The 15256-nt window shown below is 69.4% G+C and carries 13 protein-coding genes; 5 read left to right on the plus strand and 8 right to left on the minus strand.

Features of this window, described 5'->3' with window-relative positions; all coding sequences use genetic code 11:
* The first annotated feature begins 50 nt into the window (after positions 1–50).
* Genes KHC23_RS00770 through KHC23_RS00780 form a run of 3 tightly spaced genes read left to right on the plus strand, consistent with a single transcriptional unit; the run spans position 51 to position 4458 of the window.
* Positions 51–2459 (plus strand): xanthine dehydrogenase family protein molybdopterin-binding subunit, encoded by a 2409-nt coding sequence (locus KHC23_RS00770; protein ID WP_213368349.1) that lies wholly within the window; start codon positions 51–53, stop codon positions 2457–2459.
* On the plus strand, positions 2456–3271 hold the full coding sequence (locus KHC23_RS00775; RefSeq protein ID WP_213368357.1) for an FAD binding domain-containing protein: 816 nt from the start codon (positions 2456–2458) through the stop codon (positions 3269–3271). Before KHC23_RS00770 ends, KHC23_RS00775 begins: the two co-directional genes overlap by 4 nt.
* A complete protein-coding gene (locus tag KHC23_RS00780; protein ID WP_213368359.1) occupies positions 3268–4458 on the plus strand; it encodes a xanthine dehydrogenase family Fe-S subunit in 1191 nt (396 codons plus the stop codon). The genes KHC23_RS00775 and KHC23_RS00780 overlap by 4 nt, the downstream gene beginning before the upstream one ends.
* An 11-nt stretch (positions 4459–4469) precedes the next feature.
* On the opposite strand, the gene KHC23_RS00785 is transcribed toward KHC23_RS00780, so the two are convergent.
* The 3 genes from KHC23_RS00785 to pxpB all read right to left on the minus strand — a co-directional run bounded on the left by KHC23_RS00785 (position 4470) and on the right by pxpB (position 7108).
* The gene (locus KHC23_RS00785) at positions 4470–5222 is read right to left on the minus strand and encodes a GntR family transcriptional regulator (RefSeq protein ID WP_213368361.1); all 753 of its coding nucleotides are present in this window, start codon (positions 5220–5222) and stop codon (positions 4470–4472) included.
* A gap of 111 nt (positions 5223–5333) precedes the next feature.
* On the minus strand, positions 5334–6374 hold the full coding sequence (locus tag KHC23_RS00790) for a 5-oxoprolinase subunit C family protein (protein WP_213368363.1): 1041 nt from the start codon (positions 6372–6374) through the stop codon (positions 5334–5336).
* Entirely contained in the window at positions 6371–7108 is a 738-nt protein-coding gene (pxpB, locus tag KHC23_RS00795; protein ID WP_246543953.1) for a 5-oxoprolinase subunit PxpB, read from the minus strand. The genes KHC23_RS00790 and pxpB overlap by 4 nt, the downstream gene beginning before the upstream one ends.
* Positions 7109–7273: 165 nt before the next feature.
* Between pxpB and KHC23_RS00800 the strand changes: the two genes are divergently transcribed.
* Together KHC23_RS00800 and cofH are read left to right on the plus strand one after the other, a co-directional pair.
* A complete protein-coding gene (locus KHC23_RS00800; RefSeq protein ID WP_213369061.1) occupies positions 7274–8038 on the plus strand; it encodes a LamB/YcsF family protein in 765 nt (254 codons plus the stop codon).
* 3 nt (positions 8039–8041) lie between these two features.
* A complete protein-coding gene (gene cofH / locus KHC23_RS00805) occupies positions 8042–10483 on the plus strand; it encodes a 5-amino-6-(D-ribitylamino)uracil--L-tyrosine 4-hydroxyphenyl transferase CofH (protein WP_213368365.1) in 2442 nt (813 codons plus the stop codon).
* Between the two features lie 25 nt (positions 10484–10508).
* Here cofH and KHC23_RS00810 read toward each other — a convergent pair whose 3' ends face one another.
* The 5 genes from KHC23_RS00810 to KHC23_RS00830 all read right to left on the minus strand — a co-directional run bounded on the left by KHC23_RS00810 (position 10509) and on the right by KHC23_RS00830 (position 15238).
* The gene (locus KHC23_RS00810; protein WP_244517738.1) at positions 10509–10886 is read right to left on the minus strand and encodes a hypothetical protein; all 378 of its coding nucleotides are present in this window, start codon (positions 10884–10886) and stop codon (positions 10509–10511) included.
* A 126-nt stretch (positions 10887–11012) separates the two neighbouring features.
* Positions 11013–11957, minus strand: a complete 945-nt coding sequence (locus KHC23_RS00815; RefSeq protein WP_213368368.1) for an LLM class flavin-dependent oxidoreductase — start codon at positions 11955–11957, stop codon at positions 11013–11015.
* A gap of 31 nt (positions 11958–11988) precedes the next feature.
* On the minus strand, positions 11989–12786 hold the full coding sequence (locus KHC23_RS00820; RefSeq protein ID WP_213368370.1) for a CoA-transferase subunit beta: 798 nt from the start codon (positions 12784–12786) through the stop codon (positions 11989–11991).
* Complete coding sequence (locus tag KHC23_RS00825; RefSeq protein ID WP_213368372.1) at positions 12776–13732, minus strand: CoA transferase subunit A; 957 nt, start codon at positions 13730–13732, stop codon at positions 12776–12778. The genes KHC23_RS00820 and KHC23_RS00825 overlap by 11 nt, the downstream gene beginning before the upstream one ends.
* A 9-nt stretch (positions 13733–13741) precedes the next feature.
* Positions 13742–15238 carry a pyridoxal-phosphate dependent enzyme gene (locus tag KHC23_RS00830; protein ID WP_213368373.1) on the minus strand — a complete coding sequence of 499 codons (1497 nt, stop codon included), beginning with the start codon at positions 15236–15238 and terminating at the stop codon, positions 13742–13744.
* Between the last annotated feature and the right edge of the window lie 18 nt (positions 15239–15256).

The following is a 15256-nucleotide window of genomic DNA, read 5'->3' on the forward strand; positions in this document are numbered from 1 at the left end:
ATTGTCGAATAAGATAGTCAAACGATCAAATCACCCGCCGGGAGTTTTCAATGGCCGCCGAACGGCAGGACAGCGCGCGGACAGGTGGCGGAAGAAGGCATCGCGGCATCGGCGCCCCGGTTCGCCGCAAGGAGGATGCCCGGCTGCTTGCCGGGCGCGGGCGGTTCATCGGCGACATGCGATTTCCGGGCCAGCTGGAGGCGGCCTTCCTGCGCTCCTCGCTCGCCCATGCCCGCATCAAGGCGGTGCATATCCCCCCGCATCTGGCGGGCCGGGCCTTCGTCCATGCCGACATGGCGGGGGTGAAGGACATTCTGGCGAAGACCGGCCTGCCGGGCTTCCGCGTCTCCGCCCAGCCTTCGCTGGCCAGTGGCAAGGTACGGTTCGTGGGCGAGCCGGTGGTCATGGTGCTGGCGGAGACGCGGGCGCAGGCCGAGGACTGGTGCGAGGAGATCCACGTCGAATACGAGGAACTGCCGGCCAATGTCGACATGCTGCGCGCCGCGAGTGAGGGCGCCGCGCTGATCCACGAGGACTGGACGGAAAACGTGTTCCTGGTCTCCTCGACCGAGCGGAACTTCGACGAGATGCTGCAGGACGCGCCGATCAAGGTGACGCGCGAAGTGCGCACCAGCCGGCAATGCATGGCGCCGCTGGAAGGCAAGGGCTGCATCGCGCTGTTCGACCGCACCGTCGAGCAGCTCACACTGTGGACCTCGACCCAGATGCCGCACATCGTGCGCTCGGGTCTGGCAGAATGCCTCGGCCTCGACACCCGCAAGATCCGGGTGGTGGCGCCCGATGTCGGCGGCGGCTTTGGCTGGAAGGGCCTTCTCCAGCCCGAGGAGGTCTGCTGCGCCTGGGCCTCCCTGCGGCTGGACCGGCCGGTGAAATGGCTGGAGGACCGCCGCGAGCACCTGATCGCCGCCGCCAATTGCCGCGAGCATCATTATGTGATGACCGCCTATGCCGACACTGAGGGCCGCCTGCTCGGCCTGGAGGCGCAGGCCCATGTCGATGCCGGCGCCTATTCGGTCTACCCGTTCTCCGCCTGTCTTGAAGGGGCGCAGGTCGTCTCCAACCTGCCCGGCCCCTACAACCTCCCAGCCTATCGCTGCCGCACCTATTCCGTGTGCTCCAACAAGCCGCCCATCGTGCCTTATCGCGGCGTGGCGCGCACCGGGGTGTGCACGGCGATGGAGCTGATGATCGACGCGGTGGCCCGCGCTGCCGGGCTGGAGCCCTACGAGGTGCGCCAGCGCAATCTGGTGCGGCCCGACCAGATGCCGTTCACCTCGATCACCGGCAAGGATTTCGACATGGGCGACTATCCCGAGAGCCTGCGCCGGGCTTTCGCGATGATCGGCCACGAGGGCGTCCGTGCGCGCCAGAAGGCGGGGGAGCCGGACGCCCGGCGCATCGGCCTCGGCTATGCCGTCTATTGCGAGCAGGGCGCGCACGGCACCTCCGTCTATCATGGCTGGGGCATCCCCATGGTGCCCGGCATCGAATCCTGCGGCGCCCGGCTGACCCCGGACGGCACGCTGGAGGTGCGCATCGGCGGCCAGAGCCACGGCCAGTCGATGGAGACGACGCTGGCGCAGGTGGCCTGCGAGGTGCTGGGCATCGACCCGGACCTGGTGAATGTCGTGCATGGCGACACGGCGATGACGCCCTATTCCACCGGCACCTGGGGTTCGCGCTCGGCGGTGATGGCGGGCGGCGCGGTGGCCAGCGCCTGCGAGCGGCTGGCCGGGCGGATCGCCCGGATCGGCGCACATCTGCTGCAGGCGCCGCAGGAGGCGGTGACCGTTCGCGACGCACAGGTCATCGGCCCGAACGGCTCGGTGAGCTTCAGGGAGGTGGCGGCGACCTGGTATCTCGCCCCGCAGAACCTGCCGGCCGACATCGACCCCGACGGGCTGGACCTCGTCGCCGGCTATAGGCCCACCGTCGACACCGGCACCTTCTCCTATGCCGCCCATGCCTGCGTGGTGGCGGTGGCGCCGGAGACCGGGGAGGTCGAGATCCTCGATTACGTCATCGTCGAGGATGGCGGCGTGCTGCTCAACCCGATGGTGGTGGACGGCCAGATCTATGGCGGCACCGCGCAGGGTATCGGCACCGCGCTCTATGAGGAGATGGTCTATGACGAGCATGGGCAGCCGCTCGCCTCGACCCTGGCCGATTATCTCCTGCCCGGCGCCGGCGAGATGCCGGATGTGCGCATCGCCCACATGGAAACCCCGTCGCCCAACACGCGCTTCGGCCAGAAGGGCATAGGCGAGGGCGGCGCCATCGCCCCGCCGGCGGCGATCGGCAACGCCATTAACGACGCGCTGGCCGGGCTCGGCGTCGAGATGACGGTGTCGCCGATGACGCCGCGCCGGGTGCGCGAGGCGGTGCAGGCGGCGCGCGCCCGGGCCGAAGGGCAGATGTCGCAAAGGCTTGCGTCGTGAAGGCCGCGCGTTTCGACTATCGGCGCCCGGCGGACATCCTCGGCGCCACCGCCGCTCTGGCGGACGAGGGTGCCAAGCCGATCGCCGGCGGGCAGAGCCTCGGGCCGATGCTCAACCTGCGCCTCGCCCGGCCTTCCTGCGTCGTCGATATCTCCCGCTTGCCCGAACTGCGGCGGGTGGAGGAACGCCCGGACGGAATCCTCTACGGCGCCGCGCTCACCCATGCCGAGTTCGAGGACGGCGCGGTGCCGGACCCCACCCCCGGCTTTCTCGCGCGGGTGGCGCATGGCATCGCCTATCGCGCGGTGCGCAATCGCGGCACCATCGGCGGCAGCCTCGCCCATGCCGATCCCGCCGCCGACTGGCCGACGACGCTGGCGGCGCTGGGCGCATGCGTGCATCTGGCCGGCCCCGCCGGGGCGCGGGAACTGCCGGTGGAGGCGTTCATCCTCGGCGCCTTCGAGACGGCGCTGATGCCGGGCGAGATCATCACCGGGGTGTCGGTGCCCCGCCGCTCAGCGCGGGCGCGCTTCGGCTACCGCAAGTCCTGCCGCAAGCTCGGCGAGTTCGCCGAGGCGATGTGCGCGGTGCTGGTCGACCCCGAGACCGGCACGCAGCGTCTGGCGATCGGCGCCACCGAGGCGCGGCAGGTGGTGATCGCGGATGCGCGTGCCGCGCTCGGCGCCCCTGAAACCGTCGATGAAATCCTGCGCGAGGCCGGCCTTGCCGCCGACCCGGCCATGTTCCGCCTGCGCCGCGAGGTGGTCCGGCAGGCCATCGCCGCGCTGGACAATGAGAGCCAGCCCGCATGAAGCCGATCCGCCTTTCCGTCAACGGCCGCTGCATCGAGACCGAGGTCGAGCCACGCCAGCATCTCGCCGATTTCGTGCGCGAGGAACTGCTGCTCACCGGCACGCATCTGGGCTGCGAGCATGGTGTGTGCGGGGCCTGCACCGTGCTGATCGACGGCGCGCCGGCGCGCGCCTGCATCGCCTTTCCGGTCGCGCTCGACGGCGCCTCGATCACCACCGTCGAGGGGCTGGCGGACGATCCGGTGGCGGCGCGGCTGCGCGAGGCCTTCATGCAGGAGCACGGGCTGCAATGCGGCTTCTGCACGCCGGGCATGCTGATCATGGCGCGCGACATCGTGCTGCGCCGCCCGGGCGCGGACGATCCGGCGATCCGTCACGAACTGGCGGGCAATCTGTGCCGCTGCACCGGCTATATCGGCATCATTCGCGCCATCCGGACCGTGGCCGCCGAGCGGGCCGAGGCCGGCGCGGCGGCGGTGGTGACGCGCGGCGCGCGCATCGCCCCGCCGGCCCATGTCTCGCCGCTGACCCTGCCGATGGCGCCGACCCCGCTCGCGGCCCCGGCGCAGAACCTTCCCGGCACGGCGCCGGCGGCCCCGGTCGCCGACGCCGCCTTCGTGCCGGAGGCGTTGCGCAACCCGGTGGAACTGGTGCAGGAATTCGAGGTGCCGGCACCGCGGGCGCAGGTCTGGGCGCTGTTCCAGGACCCGGGCCGGGTCATCGCCTGCCTGCCCGGCGCGCGGCTGGCCGAGCCGAGCGACGGGCGCACGCTGAACGCGGAAATGGTGGTGAAGCTCGGGCCGATTCAGGCCGCTTTCGGTGGAACGGGCGTGATTTCGGCCGATCCCGCGCACTGGGCCGGAACGATCGACGGGCGCGGCGTCGACCGGCGCAGCGCCACGCAGGTTCAGGCACGGCTGGTCTACCGTCTCGACGAAGTGCAGGGCGACGCGGCGACGCGGGTGCGGGTGGAGGTCGCCTATGTGCTACAGGGGCCGCTCGCCCAGATGAGCCGTGGTGCGCTCGCCCGCGACCTAGCCGCCCGCATGACATCCGCCTTTGCGACCAACCTTTCCGCCATGCTCGCGGGCGAGGTGGCGCCGGCGCAAGCGGCCCCGCTGAATGCCGGCGGGCTGCTGCTCGCGGTGGTGACGGACTGGCTCAAACGGCTGTTCCGGCGGGGCTGAAGCCCGGCCGTTCAGCCCAGCAGGTCGATGTCGAGCTGCACGCAGTCGCCGCGATAGACGATGTCGGCGACATAGATCACCACATCGTTCTCGTCGGTGATGACCAGATGGGCCTCCACGGTGGGAAACCCGATGCCGGTGGCGAGCAGGTTCGCCACCCGCGGTTCGACCGTGCCGACGATGAAGGACTGTCGGGCGCGCTTCACCGTCAGCCCGTCGAGCGAGGCGATAACGGATACCGTGGGCTCGCGGTCGAAACGGGCCGGGGCAAGGGCGTAGAGCGCATCGTCGAAATGCACCCGGGCGAAGGAATAGGGCTGGCCGCGCCGCGACTGCACGCTCTCGAGATAGCGGTAGCGCGCCGCCGGCGTGCCGTCCTCCGGCCGGATGGTCGGAGGGGCGGGCGGGGTCGCGACGGGCAGGAAGCGCGGGATGTTGGCGCCGATGGTGCCGGCCAGCGAGTGCCATTTCAGGTCGAGCTTGAGCCAGCGCTTGTCTTCGACGGAAGCGGATACGAAGGTACCCTTGCCCTGGATGCGGCGCACCAGCCCTTCGCCCTGCAGCACCTCCACCGCCTGCCGCACGGTGACGCGGGCGACCTGGAACTCGGCTTCCAGTTCCTGCAGCGTGGAGATCTTCTCGTTCGGCCCCCACACGCCATCCTCGATGCGGCGGCGGATGACGCCGGCGATCTGCAGATAGCGCGGCACCGGGCTGCGGCGGTAGTCGGGCTGGGCCGGCGCGGCCGGGGAATCCTTGAGCATGGGCGGTTGTCGGTCCGATCGCGCCGCCTTCATGGCGGCATCTCGTCAGGGTAGAATCGGCGAAGTCATTCTATCTTCGGTATCATGTAATCCTATTCGCCGCCGGGCGGGTTAGCCGCTTTCCAGCGCCGTGACAACGCCGGAGATCAAATTCGCGCCGTACAACGCCGCCGCGTCGATCCGGGCGCCCTCGCGCACCGGCGCCAGCGAGGCGATGATGCGGGCGATCTCCGCCTCCCGCGCGCGGCAGGCGTCTTCCCCCTCCGCGACCGTGACGGCGCGGAAGCGGATCTGCGCACCGGGCATCAGGCTGCCGGCGAGCGGCAGGTCGGCGGAAATCACCGTGGCGATCTTGGCGTAGCCGCCAATGGTCTGGTGGTCGGCGAGCAGCACGATGGGAAGTCCCGAGCCCGGCACCTGGATCGAGCCGGTGGCGATGCCGTCGGAGACGATGTCGGCGCCGTCGCGGAAGGCGAGCGGCGGGCCTTCCAGCCGCATGCCCATGCGGTCCGCCTCGCGCGAGACGCGGTAGGACGTGGTGAAGAAGGCGGCCATCGCCTCGTCGGTGAAGGCGTCGGCCTGCGGCCCGGGCACCGCGCGCAAGACGATCTCCCCGACGGCCCGCGGCGGCGAGGGGATTTCGAGGCACGGGCCCTGCACGGCGCGCGTGCCGAGCGGCAGGCGGTCGCCGGGCGCCAGCGGCCGCCCTTCATGCCCGCCGAAGCGGCCTTTGAGGTCGGTGGCGCGCGAGCCGAGCACGGCCGGCACGGCGAGGCCGCCGGCAAAGGCCAGCATCGCGCCGCCCGAGCCCGTGAGCGCGCCGATCCGTACCCGTGCGCCCTCCGGCACGTCGATGGCGCGCCAGGCGCCATAGCGCGACGTCTCGTCCGCGACGATGACCTCGATGTCGGCCTGCGCTCCCGCCAGCGCGAGGCGCGCCGGTCCGCCGGCCACCTCGAAGGTGGGGCCGGCAAGGCGAACCTCAAGTCCCGCCAGCCCGGCCTCATTGCCGACCAGCGCATTGGCGAGCCGCAGCGCGGTCCCGTCCAGCGCGCCGCAGACGGGTACGCCATAGGCCTGGAAGCCGTGCCGGCCGAGATCCTGCACGGTGGTCTGCGGGCCGGGCTGGAGCATGTGAAGAACCGTGCTCATGCCGGTGTTCCCTCGGTTTCCACCCGGTAGCTCCCGCGCGCGACAGCCTCCCGGGTGGCGGCATGCTCGTCCGCTTCGACCGGCACGAACCGCACTCCGTCTCCCGGCGCGAACAGGGTGGGCGGCGACCAGAGCGGATCGAAGAAGCGCAACGGCGTGTTGCCGAGCAGATGCCAGCCGCCGGGCGATTCCACCGGGTAGATGCCGCTCATGCGCTGGGCGATGGCGACCGAGCCGGGCGGCACGCGCACCCGGGGAGTGGTGCGGCGCGGCAGGTCGAGCGCCTCCGGCAGGTCGCCGAGATAGGCGAAGCCGGGCAGGAAGCCCTGCACATAGACCCGATACAGCGTGCCGGCGTGCAGGGCGATCACCTCCGGCTCGCTCAGGCCGGTGGCGGCGGCCACCTCGGCGAGGTCCGGCCCCGCCTCGCCGCCATAGAGCACCGGAATACGCCAGACGCGCGCGGGGGCGTCGCCCGCCGCGTCCTCCAGTTCCAGCGCGCCGATGAACATCTGGAGCGCCTGCGCGCTGGTGCGGCGCGGGTCGTAATGCACCAGCAGCGAACGGAAGCTCGGCACGGTCTCCACCAGCCCTTCCGGCGGCGCCGCGGCCAGAAGCGCGGCGGTGCGGTGGACGAGGGCGTTGATCGCCGGGTCGATGCGGGTGCCGAACTCGACCGCGAAGGCGGTGTCTCCCACCGGCAGGAAGCGCGCGCGGGCGTCGATACGCTGCATCCTCACCTGCCCGCCGGCCATCCGTGCCCCCATTTCGCCCCCGTGCGTTGCCGCCCTGCAGCAATCATACTAATGTTAGTATGTTTCGACTTGAAATGCATGATTATATAATGTGTTAATGTCAATGGAACCTAGGGTGTCGGGAGGCTGGCCGTGGCGAAGCGCATGAATGTCAACGCGGATATGGGTGAGGGCTACGGCCATTACGATATCGGCAATGACGACGCGATCCTGAAGATCGTCAAGAGCGTCAATGTCGCCTGCGGCCTGCATGCCGGCGATGCCACGGTCATGCGCGACGTCTGCCTCAAGGCAAAGGCGAACGGCGTCTCGGTCGGTGCCCATCCCGGCTTCAACGACATCTGGGGCTTCGGCCGCCGGCAGATCCGCATGAATGCCGACGATCTCGAATATCTCGTGGCCTACCAGCTCGGCGCGCTCGCCGGCATGGCGGCCTATGCCGGCGTGAAGGTGACCCATGTGAAGCCGCACGGGGCCCTGAACAATATGTGCGCGGTGGACAGCGCCTATGCGCGCGCCATCGCCCGCGCCATCAAGGTGGTCGATCCCTCGCTCTATTATCTCGCCCTCTCGGGGACGGAGATGGAGAAGGCGGCGATCGATATCGGCGTGCCGCTGTCGCGCGAAGCCTTCATCGACCGGCTCTACGAGGATGACGGCAATCTGCGCTCGCGCACCCATGCGGACGCGATGATCCGCGACCCCAAAGTCGCCTCGGAGCGCGTCGTGCGCATGGTGCTCGACGGCGAGATCATCTCGGTGAACGGCAAGAAGATGCCGACGAAGTTCGATTCGCTTTGCGTGCATGGCGACGAGCCGAGCGCCATCGCGGTTGCTTCCGCCTGCTGCGAGGCGCTGCGCGCGGCCGGCGTGGAACTCGTGACCCTGCCTGAGATGATGGCGGGCTGAACGATGGCGGACGGGCGGGACGGGGCGTTCGTTGCTGCGGGCGGGCGCCTCGACGACGAGGCCGCCCTCGCGCTCGCGGAGGCGGCCGCCCTCGGCGGGCTGATGGCGCGGGCCGCGCGGCGGCGCGACGCCGCCTTCGGCGGCACCGTCACCGTCTCGCGAAAAGTGTTCATTCCGCTGACCCAGCTCTGCCGGGACGTCTGCCACTACTGCACCTTCGCCCATCCGCCCCGCAAGGGACAGCGCGCCTTCCTCACGCCCGACGAGGTGCTGGAAATCGCCCGCGCCGGCGCGCGCATGGGCTGCGACGAGGCGCTGTTCACCCTCGGCGACAAGCCGGAGCTTCGCTACGCGGTGGCGCGGGAGGAACTGGCGGCGCTCGGCCACGACAGCACGCTGTCCTATCTGCGCGCCATGGCCGCGCTGGTGCTGGAGGAGACGGGGCTGCTGCCGCACCTCAATGCCGGGGTGATGGACGAGGCCGATCTTGTCCGCCTGCGCGAGGTGTCGGCGTCGCAGGGGTTGATGATCGAGACCACCGCCGGGCGGCTCTCGGCGCGCGGTGGCCCGCATTTCGGTTCGCCGGACAAGCTGCCGGCGGCGCGCCTCGCCACGCTGGAGGCGGCGGGCCGGGCGCGGGTGCCCTTCACCACCGGCCTGCTGATCGGCATCGGCGAGACGCGGCGCGAACGGATCGAGGCGCTGCTCGCCATCCGGGCGGCGCATGAGCGGCACGGCCATGTGCAGGAAGTCATCATCCAAAATTTCCGCGCCAAGGCCGGCACCCGCATGGCGAAGGCACCCGAGCCCTCGCTGGAGGAGCATCTGTGGACCGTCGCCGTCGCGCGGCTCGTCCTCGGCCCCGGAATCTCCCTTCAGGCCCCGCCCAATCTCCGGCCGGAGGGGCTGAAGGCGCTGATCGAGGCCGGCATCAACGATTGGGGCGGGGTCTCGCCGGTGACGCCCGACCATGTGAACCCGGAAGCGCCGTGGCCGGCGCTGGCCGTGCTGGGGGCGGCGACCGCCCGCGCCGGCAAGGTGCTGGCGCCCCGGCTCGCCGCCTATCCCACCTATATCGCCGACCGTGCGACATGGCTCGACGCGAAGGTTGCCCCGCTCGTGCTGCGCCGGGCCGACGCGGCCGGCCTTGCCCATGAGAGCGGCTGGCGGGTCGGGACGATGGAAGATCGCACGGCCGTGGTCGACTGGCCGGCCGCGCCGGCGCTGCCCGGGCCGGACAGCGCGCTGGATGCGGTGCTGGAGAGCGCCTTCTCCGGCCGGGCGTTGGGTGAGGCGGATATCGTCCATCTGTTCGAGGCACGCGGCGACAGGGCGCGGCGCGTCTTCGAGGCGGCGGATTCGCTGCGCCGCGAGACGGTGGGCGACACCGTCTCCTATGTCGTCACCCGCAACATCAACTACACCAATGTCTGCGCCTATCGCTGCGGCTTCTGCGCCTTCTCCAAGGGCCGGCAGAACGCGCATCTGCGCGGCCGGGCCTATGAACTCGACCTTGCCGAGATCCAGCGCCGCACCCGCGAGGCCTGGGAGCGTGGCGCGACCGAAGTGTGCATGCAGGGCGGCATCCACCCGGATTTCTCCGGCGAGACCTATCTCACCATCCTCCGCGCGGTGAAGCAGACCGTGCCGGAGATGCACGTCCATGCCTTCTCGGCGCTGGAAGTGCGCCACGGCGCGGCGACGCTTCGCATTCCGGTGCCCGAATTTCTGCTCCGCCTGAAAGACGCCGGGCTCGGCACGCTGCCCGGCACGGCGGCGGAAATTCTCGACGACGAGGTGCGCGCCCTCATCTGCCCGGACAAGCTGACCACCCGGGAATGGCTGGAGACGATCGGCGATGCGCACCGCGCCGGCCTGAGGACCACCTCGACCATCATGTTCGGCCATGTCGACGGCTACGCGCACTGGGCGCGGCACCTGCTGCGCCTGCGCCGGCTGCAGGGCGAGACCGGCGGCATCACCGAATTCGTGCCGCTGCCCTTCCTGCACATGGAAGCGCCGCTCTATCTGAAGGGCGGCACCCGGCAGGGACCGAGCCGGCGCGAGGCGCTGCTGATGCACGCGGTGGGCCGGCTGGCGCTGCATCCGCTGATTCCCAACGTTCAGGCCTCCTGGGTGAAGCTGGGCGAGGGCGGTCTCGTCGACGCGCTGAAGGCGGGTGCCAATGATATTGGCGGTACGCTGATGGACGAATCGATCAGCCGCGCCGCCGGCGGCACGCATGGGCAGGAATTCGCTCCCGACCGGATGGAGGCGGCGATCCGCGCCGCGGGCCGGCTTGCCCGCCAGCGCACCACGCTCTACGGGGACGCGCCCTCGCGGCAGAAGCAGCGCTCCTATGCCGCCGAGGCGCTGAGCCCGCGCGTCGAGCCGGCGGCCGGAAAGTTCGCGCGCATAGGAAGTCTTGCCGTGCGGCGGGGCTAAGCGGTCCGCGAGGCCGTGGGCGGGATCAGTAGGGGATGAAGGGGCCGCCCCACGGACCGTAGTCGAACGCCATCTGCTGGTTCATCATGGCGGTCATCTGCTGTTCGCTGGCGAGCTGCTGCTGGAACACCATCTGCTGATAGGCCGCGAAATTGTCCTGCGTGCCGTAATAGATGCAGCCGCACACCGTCGGGTCGGCATAGAGAAACACCGGCTGGCCGTTCTGATTCTGAACGGTGAACTTATGCGGCGGCAAGCTCTGCAGCGAGGCGATCTTTGCCGGTGTATCGGCGAGGCGGATCTGGAAACCGGCGGCGGAGAGCATGTTCTCCTTCTGCTGGGTCGCCGTCACGCAGGCGGCGGTCGTGACGCCGATGAGCGTCAGTGCCGCGATCGCAGACATCTTCACGGTAGCGTCTCCTGGACGGTTGGCAGTTCCTGGATGGCGCACCGTATCAGGAGGGAAAAGCGAGTCGAGCGGCGCCTCGATTCGTCGTAAACGCCTGAGTACGGCTCGCAGTGTCGCCCTTCACTTCCGCAGCAGCGGCAGCACCTCGTGGGCCAGCAGGTCGACCTGCTCCTTCTCGTAGCGCCACGGCACGAAGACGATCTTCTTCACGCCCGTCGCAATATGCGCGGCGATCTGTTCGGCGCACTCGGCCGGGGTGCCGACAATGGCGCTGTCGAAGGTGGAGAGCGAGCCCTTGGACAGGTCCCATTCGGCATTCAGCCATTCGGTCATCTTCGCCATGCCGACCTCGCGCGGGCCGACATAGATCGGCAACTGGTTGAGGCTGTAGAGATCGGCCGGGTCGCGTCCGGCTTCTTCGGCATAGGCGGAGATCTTGGCCCAGGATTCGTTGTAGGCCTCGGGAGTATAGAAGTAGGTCAGCCAGCCGTCGCCCCGGGTGGCGGCGCGCTTGAGCACGACATCGACATAGCCGCCGATGAGGATGGGCGGGTGCGGCTTCTGCACCGGCTTGGGGAACATCACCGCCTTGCGCAGGTCCAACTCGTCCCATTCGCCGCTGACGGAATCCTCGGTCCACAGCCGCTTCAGAATGTCGAGGTTACGGTCCATGATCCTGCCGCGACGCTCATAGGGGATGCCGACGGCGTCGAATTCGCGCTTGTACCAGCCGACCGCCGCGCCAAGCATGAGGCGACCATTGGAGATCAGGTCGATGGTGGAGAGCTGCTTCGCCAGAATGACCGGATTGCGCAGCGGCAGCACCAGCACCCCGGTGCCGATCTTGATCGTCTTGGTGCGCGCGGCGACCGCGGTGAGCAGGGAAAGCGAATCGAGGATCGGGAAATGCGGGTCGGTGCCGAGTAATATGTGGTCCCACACCCACAGCGACTCGAAGCCGAGTTCCTCCATCCGCACGCCATAGTCGATCAGCGCGCCCGCGTCCGGCAGCTCCGGAAAACGGGTGAAGTTGCGCATCGCCACGCCGAAGGCCGGCACATTCATGATCGTCTCCACGCTTGCCGATGACGGCCGATCAGGCCGTGTAGAGCTGTTCGGGGTCGAGTTCGCGCAGGATGGCGAGTTCGCCCAAGGTTGGGGCGGGCGTCACCTCGACATCGTCGGGCACGGGCAGGTCGAAGCCGGTATTGGCCTTGATGTCCGCCGCCGACACCCCGGGGTGGAGCGCCAGCACCGTCATGGCGCGGCTTTCCGCCGCGAAGCCGAGAATGCCGAGATCGGTCACCACCCGGAACATGCCGCCGGCGGGCAGGCCGGCCTGTGCCCGCGTGTCGCCACCGTCGATGAAGCCGGGCGAGGTGATGAAGTCCACCTTCTCCACGAAGCGCCGTTTCTCGTGCTTCATGGCGACGATCATGTCGGCCAGCGAGGCGATGTCGTTGCCCCCGCCGGTGCCGGGCAGGCGGATCTTCGGATTCTCGGCATCGCCGATGAAGGAGGAGTTCAGATTGCCGAAACGGTCGATCTGCGCCCCGCCCATGAAGCCGACATCGACATAGCCGCGCTGCAGCAGCAGCAGCACCTCGGTGATCGACACCAGCATGTTGGCGCGGCGCGAGCAGCGCTGTTCATTGGTGGAAGGCGGCAGCTTGCCCGCCTCCACGAACGGCCCGATCACCCCGCCCTCGAACAGGATGGTGAGGCCCGGCGCGTGGGTCTTCTGGGCGAGGATGGCGGCCAGCAGCGGGATGCCGACGCCGGCGAACACGGTCTGCCCGTCCTTGAGCAGGCGCGCGCTCATCACCGCGAGCAGTTCCGAGCCGGTATAGGCCGGGGCGACGGAAAGGCTGATCCGCGCGCGTTCAGTCGTCATAGATGCCACTCCCGCGGCGCTGGGCGTCGAGCAGTTCCGCCATGCCGATGCGGCCGAGATAGTCGGCCCAGTTCTTCGGCTCGTGATAGAAGCGGTCGAGATAGGCCTGTGCCCCCATGTCGGGGTCCTTCGAGGTCATCTGCGCGTAAAGGTCCATGTGGCTGTAGAACGGCTCGTAGAGGCCGTAGCATTCATGCGGCGCGCTGCCGAAGGGGACCTCGACCACGGCATCCACGGTGAAGAAGCCGATCTTGGTCTGGTCCGGATGCCGGCGGATCTGCTCGTTGGAGACGATGCGCTCGGTGGTGAGGATGACCTTGTTGGCGGCCATCGCCATGTCGATGTCCATGAAGGTCAGCCCGTCGATCTGGGCGTTGCCATAGGCGTCGCAGCGCTGGACATGGATGATCGCGACTTCCGGGTTCAGCGCCGGCACCAGCAGCAGCGTCTCGCCGGTGAACGGGCATTCCATCGCCTTGGCGCCCTCGGTGCGGTCCAGCACGCCCGAGCCGAGCATGGAGCGCATCGGCATGAAGGGCACGCCCATGGCTCCGGCGCGGTAGCGCAGGCCCATCGCCATGTGGCTCCACTCCTCGAAGCGGGCGCGCCTGGTCTCGGTATAGGCCCGCATCACCTTGGACACGCCCCACACGATGCCCTGGCTGAACCAGCTTGTGATGATGTGGCGGGAGACGCCCGAGGCGTAGAGCAGGTCGCCCTCGGTGGAGACGATGGAGCGCGAGACTTCGAGGTCGCGCCTGCCGGCGCGGATCAGCGCCCAGATCATCGCCATCGGTGTGCGCGAGGCGGTGCAGCCACCAATGGCGAGGCTGTCGCCATCCGCCACCAGCGCCGCCGCCTCTTCCAGCGACATCACCTTGTCGCGCAGGCTGCGGTCGCGCTCGCGGGTCTTGCGGCGCAGTTCGAGATAGGAGGGGATCGTCACATGTCTCTCCTACGCCGCCTGCGCGATGCCGATGTCGCGGTTCATGCGGGCGATGAGTTCGTCGAAGACGGCCAGATGCTCGCGCAGCCCGCGCCAGAATCTCTGGTGGCGGCGCCGCTCGAAATCCTCGACGCTGATGCCCTGCTGTTCGACCCAGGTGTAGTAGCCGAGGTTGAACACGCGCTGGCGGTCGCGGTGGTCGAGTTCCAGCACATGGTCGGCACCGGCACCGAGCAGGTGCTGGCCGAAGGCTTCGCCGGCGCTCACCTGGTCGAAGCTGCCGCCCTTGCGCGCCAGGTGCTGGGCGCGCTCGCTGGCATAGAGCGCGGCGCCGTCGGTGGCGACGGTGAGGACGAGGTCGTCGGCATCGAGGTCGAGCCGGCGGGCGGTCTTGATCGCCGCCAGCACATTGCCGATGCCCGACAGGCCCAGCGAGGCGAGCCCGTCCAGCGTCGCCGCGTCCACCCCGCGCCGCTCGGCGAGATAGGCCCGGCCGGCCGGCGTGCCGAACAGCAAGGCGAGATCGTCCGAGGCTGCATCGGAGACGCCGGCGACGATGTCGGTGTTGGTGACATTGTGGATGAGCGGGACGTGCTTGTCGCCGATGCCCTGGATGTTGTGCTCGCCGAAGCCGTTATAGAGCAGGGTCGGGCATTCGACCGGCTCCATGGCGACGATGCGGGCGCCGTAGGTCTCCTTGAGATGGTCGCCGGCGCCGAGCGTGCCGGCCGAGCCGGTGCCTGCCACGAAGGCGGCGAGACGAACCCCGGGCGCGCCCGCGCTCAGCCCCTCGAACAGCGCCCCGGCGGCGGCGCCGGTGATGGCATAGTGGGCGAGGTAGTTGGGGAATTCGGAGAACTGGTTGAGGATGAAGTTGCTCTCGTCCTTCGCCATCTGCGCGCAGGCGTCGTAGATTTCCTTGACGTTCGATTCCGTGCCCGGCGTGCGCACGATGTCGGCGGGGTCGGTGACCCATTGCTCCAGCCAGTTGAAGCGTTCGGCGCTCATCCCGCCCGGCAGCACCGCCACGCCATGGCAGCCGAGAATGCGCGAGATGGCGACGCCGCCGCGGCAGTAATTGCCGGTGGAAGGCCATACGGCGCGGTGACGGGTGGGATCGAACATGCCGGTGACGAGGCGCGGGGCAAGGCAGGCATAGGCCGCCAGCACCTTGTGGGCATGGATCATCGGAAAATGCCGGCCGAGCATCACCACGATGCGCGCCGGCACGCCGGTGACCGCACTCGGCAGCTCGATATGCGCCGGCACCGCCTTGCCCGCGAGCGTGGCCGCCGCGTTGAACCAGTGCAGGCCGAACAGGTTGCGCGCGTCCGGGGCGTTGCTGTCGGCCGTCGCCGCCATGGCGCGGGCGCCGGCCGGCAGCGTGTCGGGCGCCGCCAGTTCGGAAAAGCGCGGCAGCACGATCCCCCGCGCCCGCAGATGCGCGACGTTGCGCTGGTAGGTCGGGGCGTCGGCGACGGCGGAGGGCAGCTCGAACGGGTTCATGCGGTTCCTGCGGAGAGT

The organism is Ancylobacter dichloromethanicus, assembly GCF_018390645.1.
Lineage (GTDB): Bacteria > Pseudomonadota > Alphaproteobacteria > Rhizobiales > Xanthobacteraceae > Ancylobacter > Ancylobacter dichloromethanicus.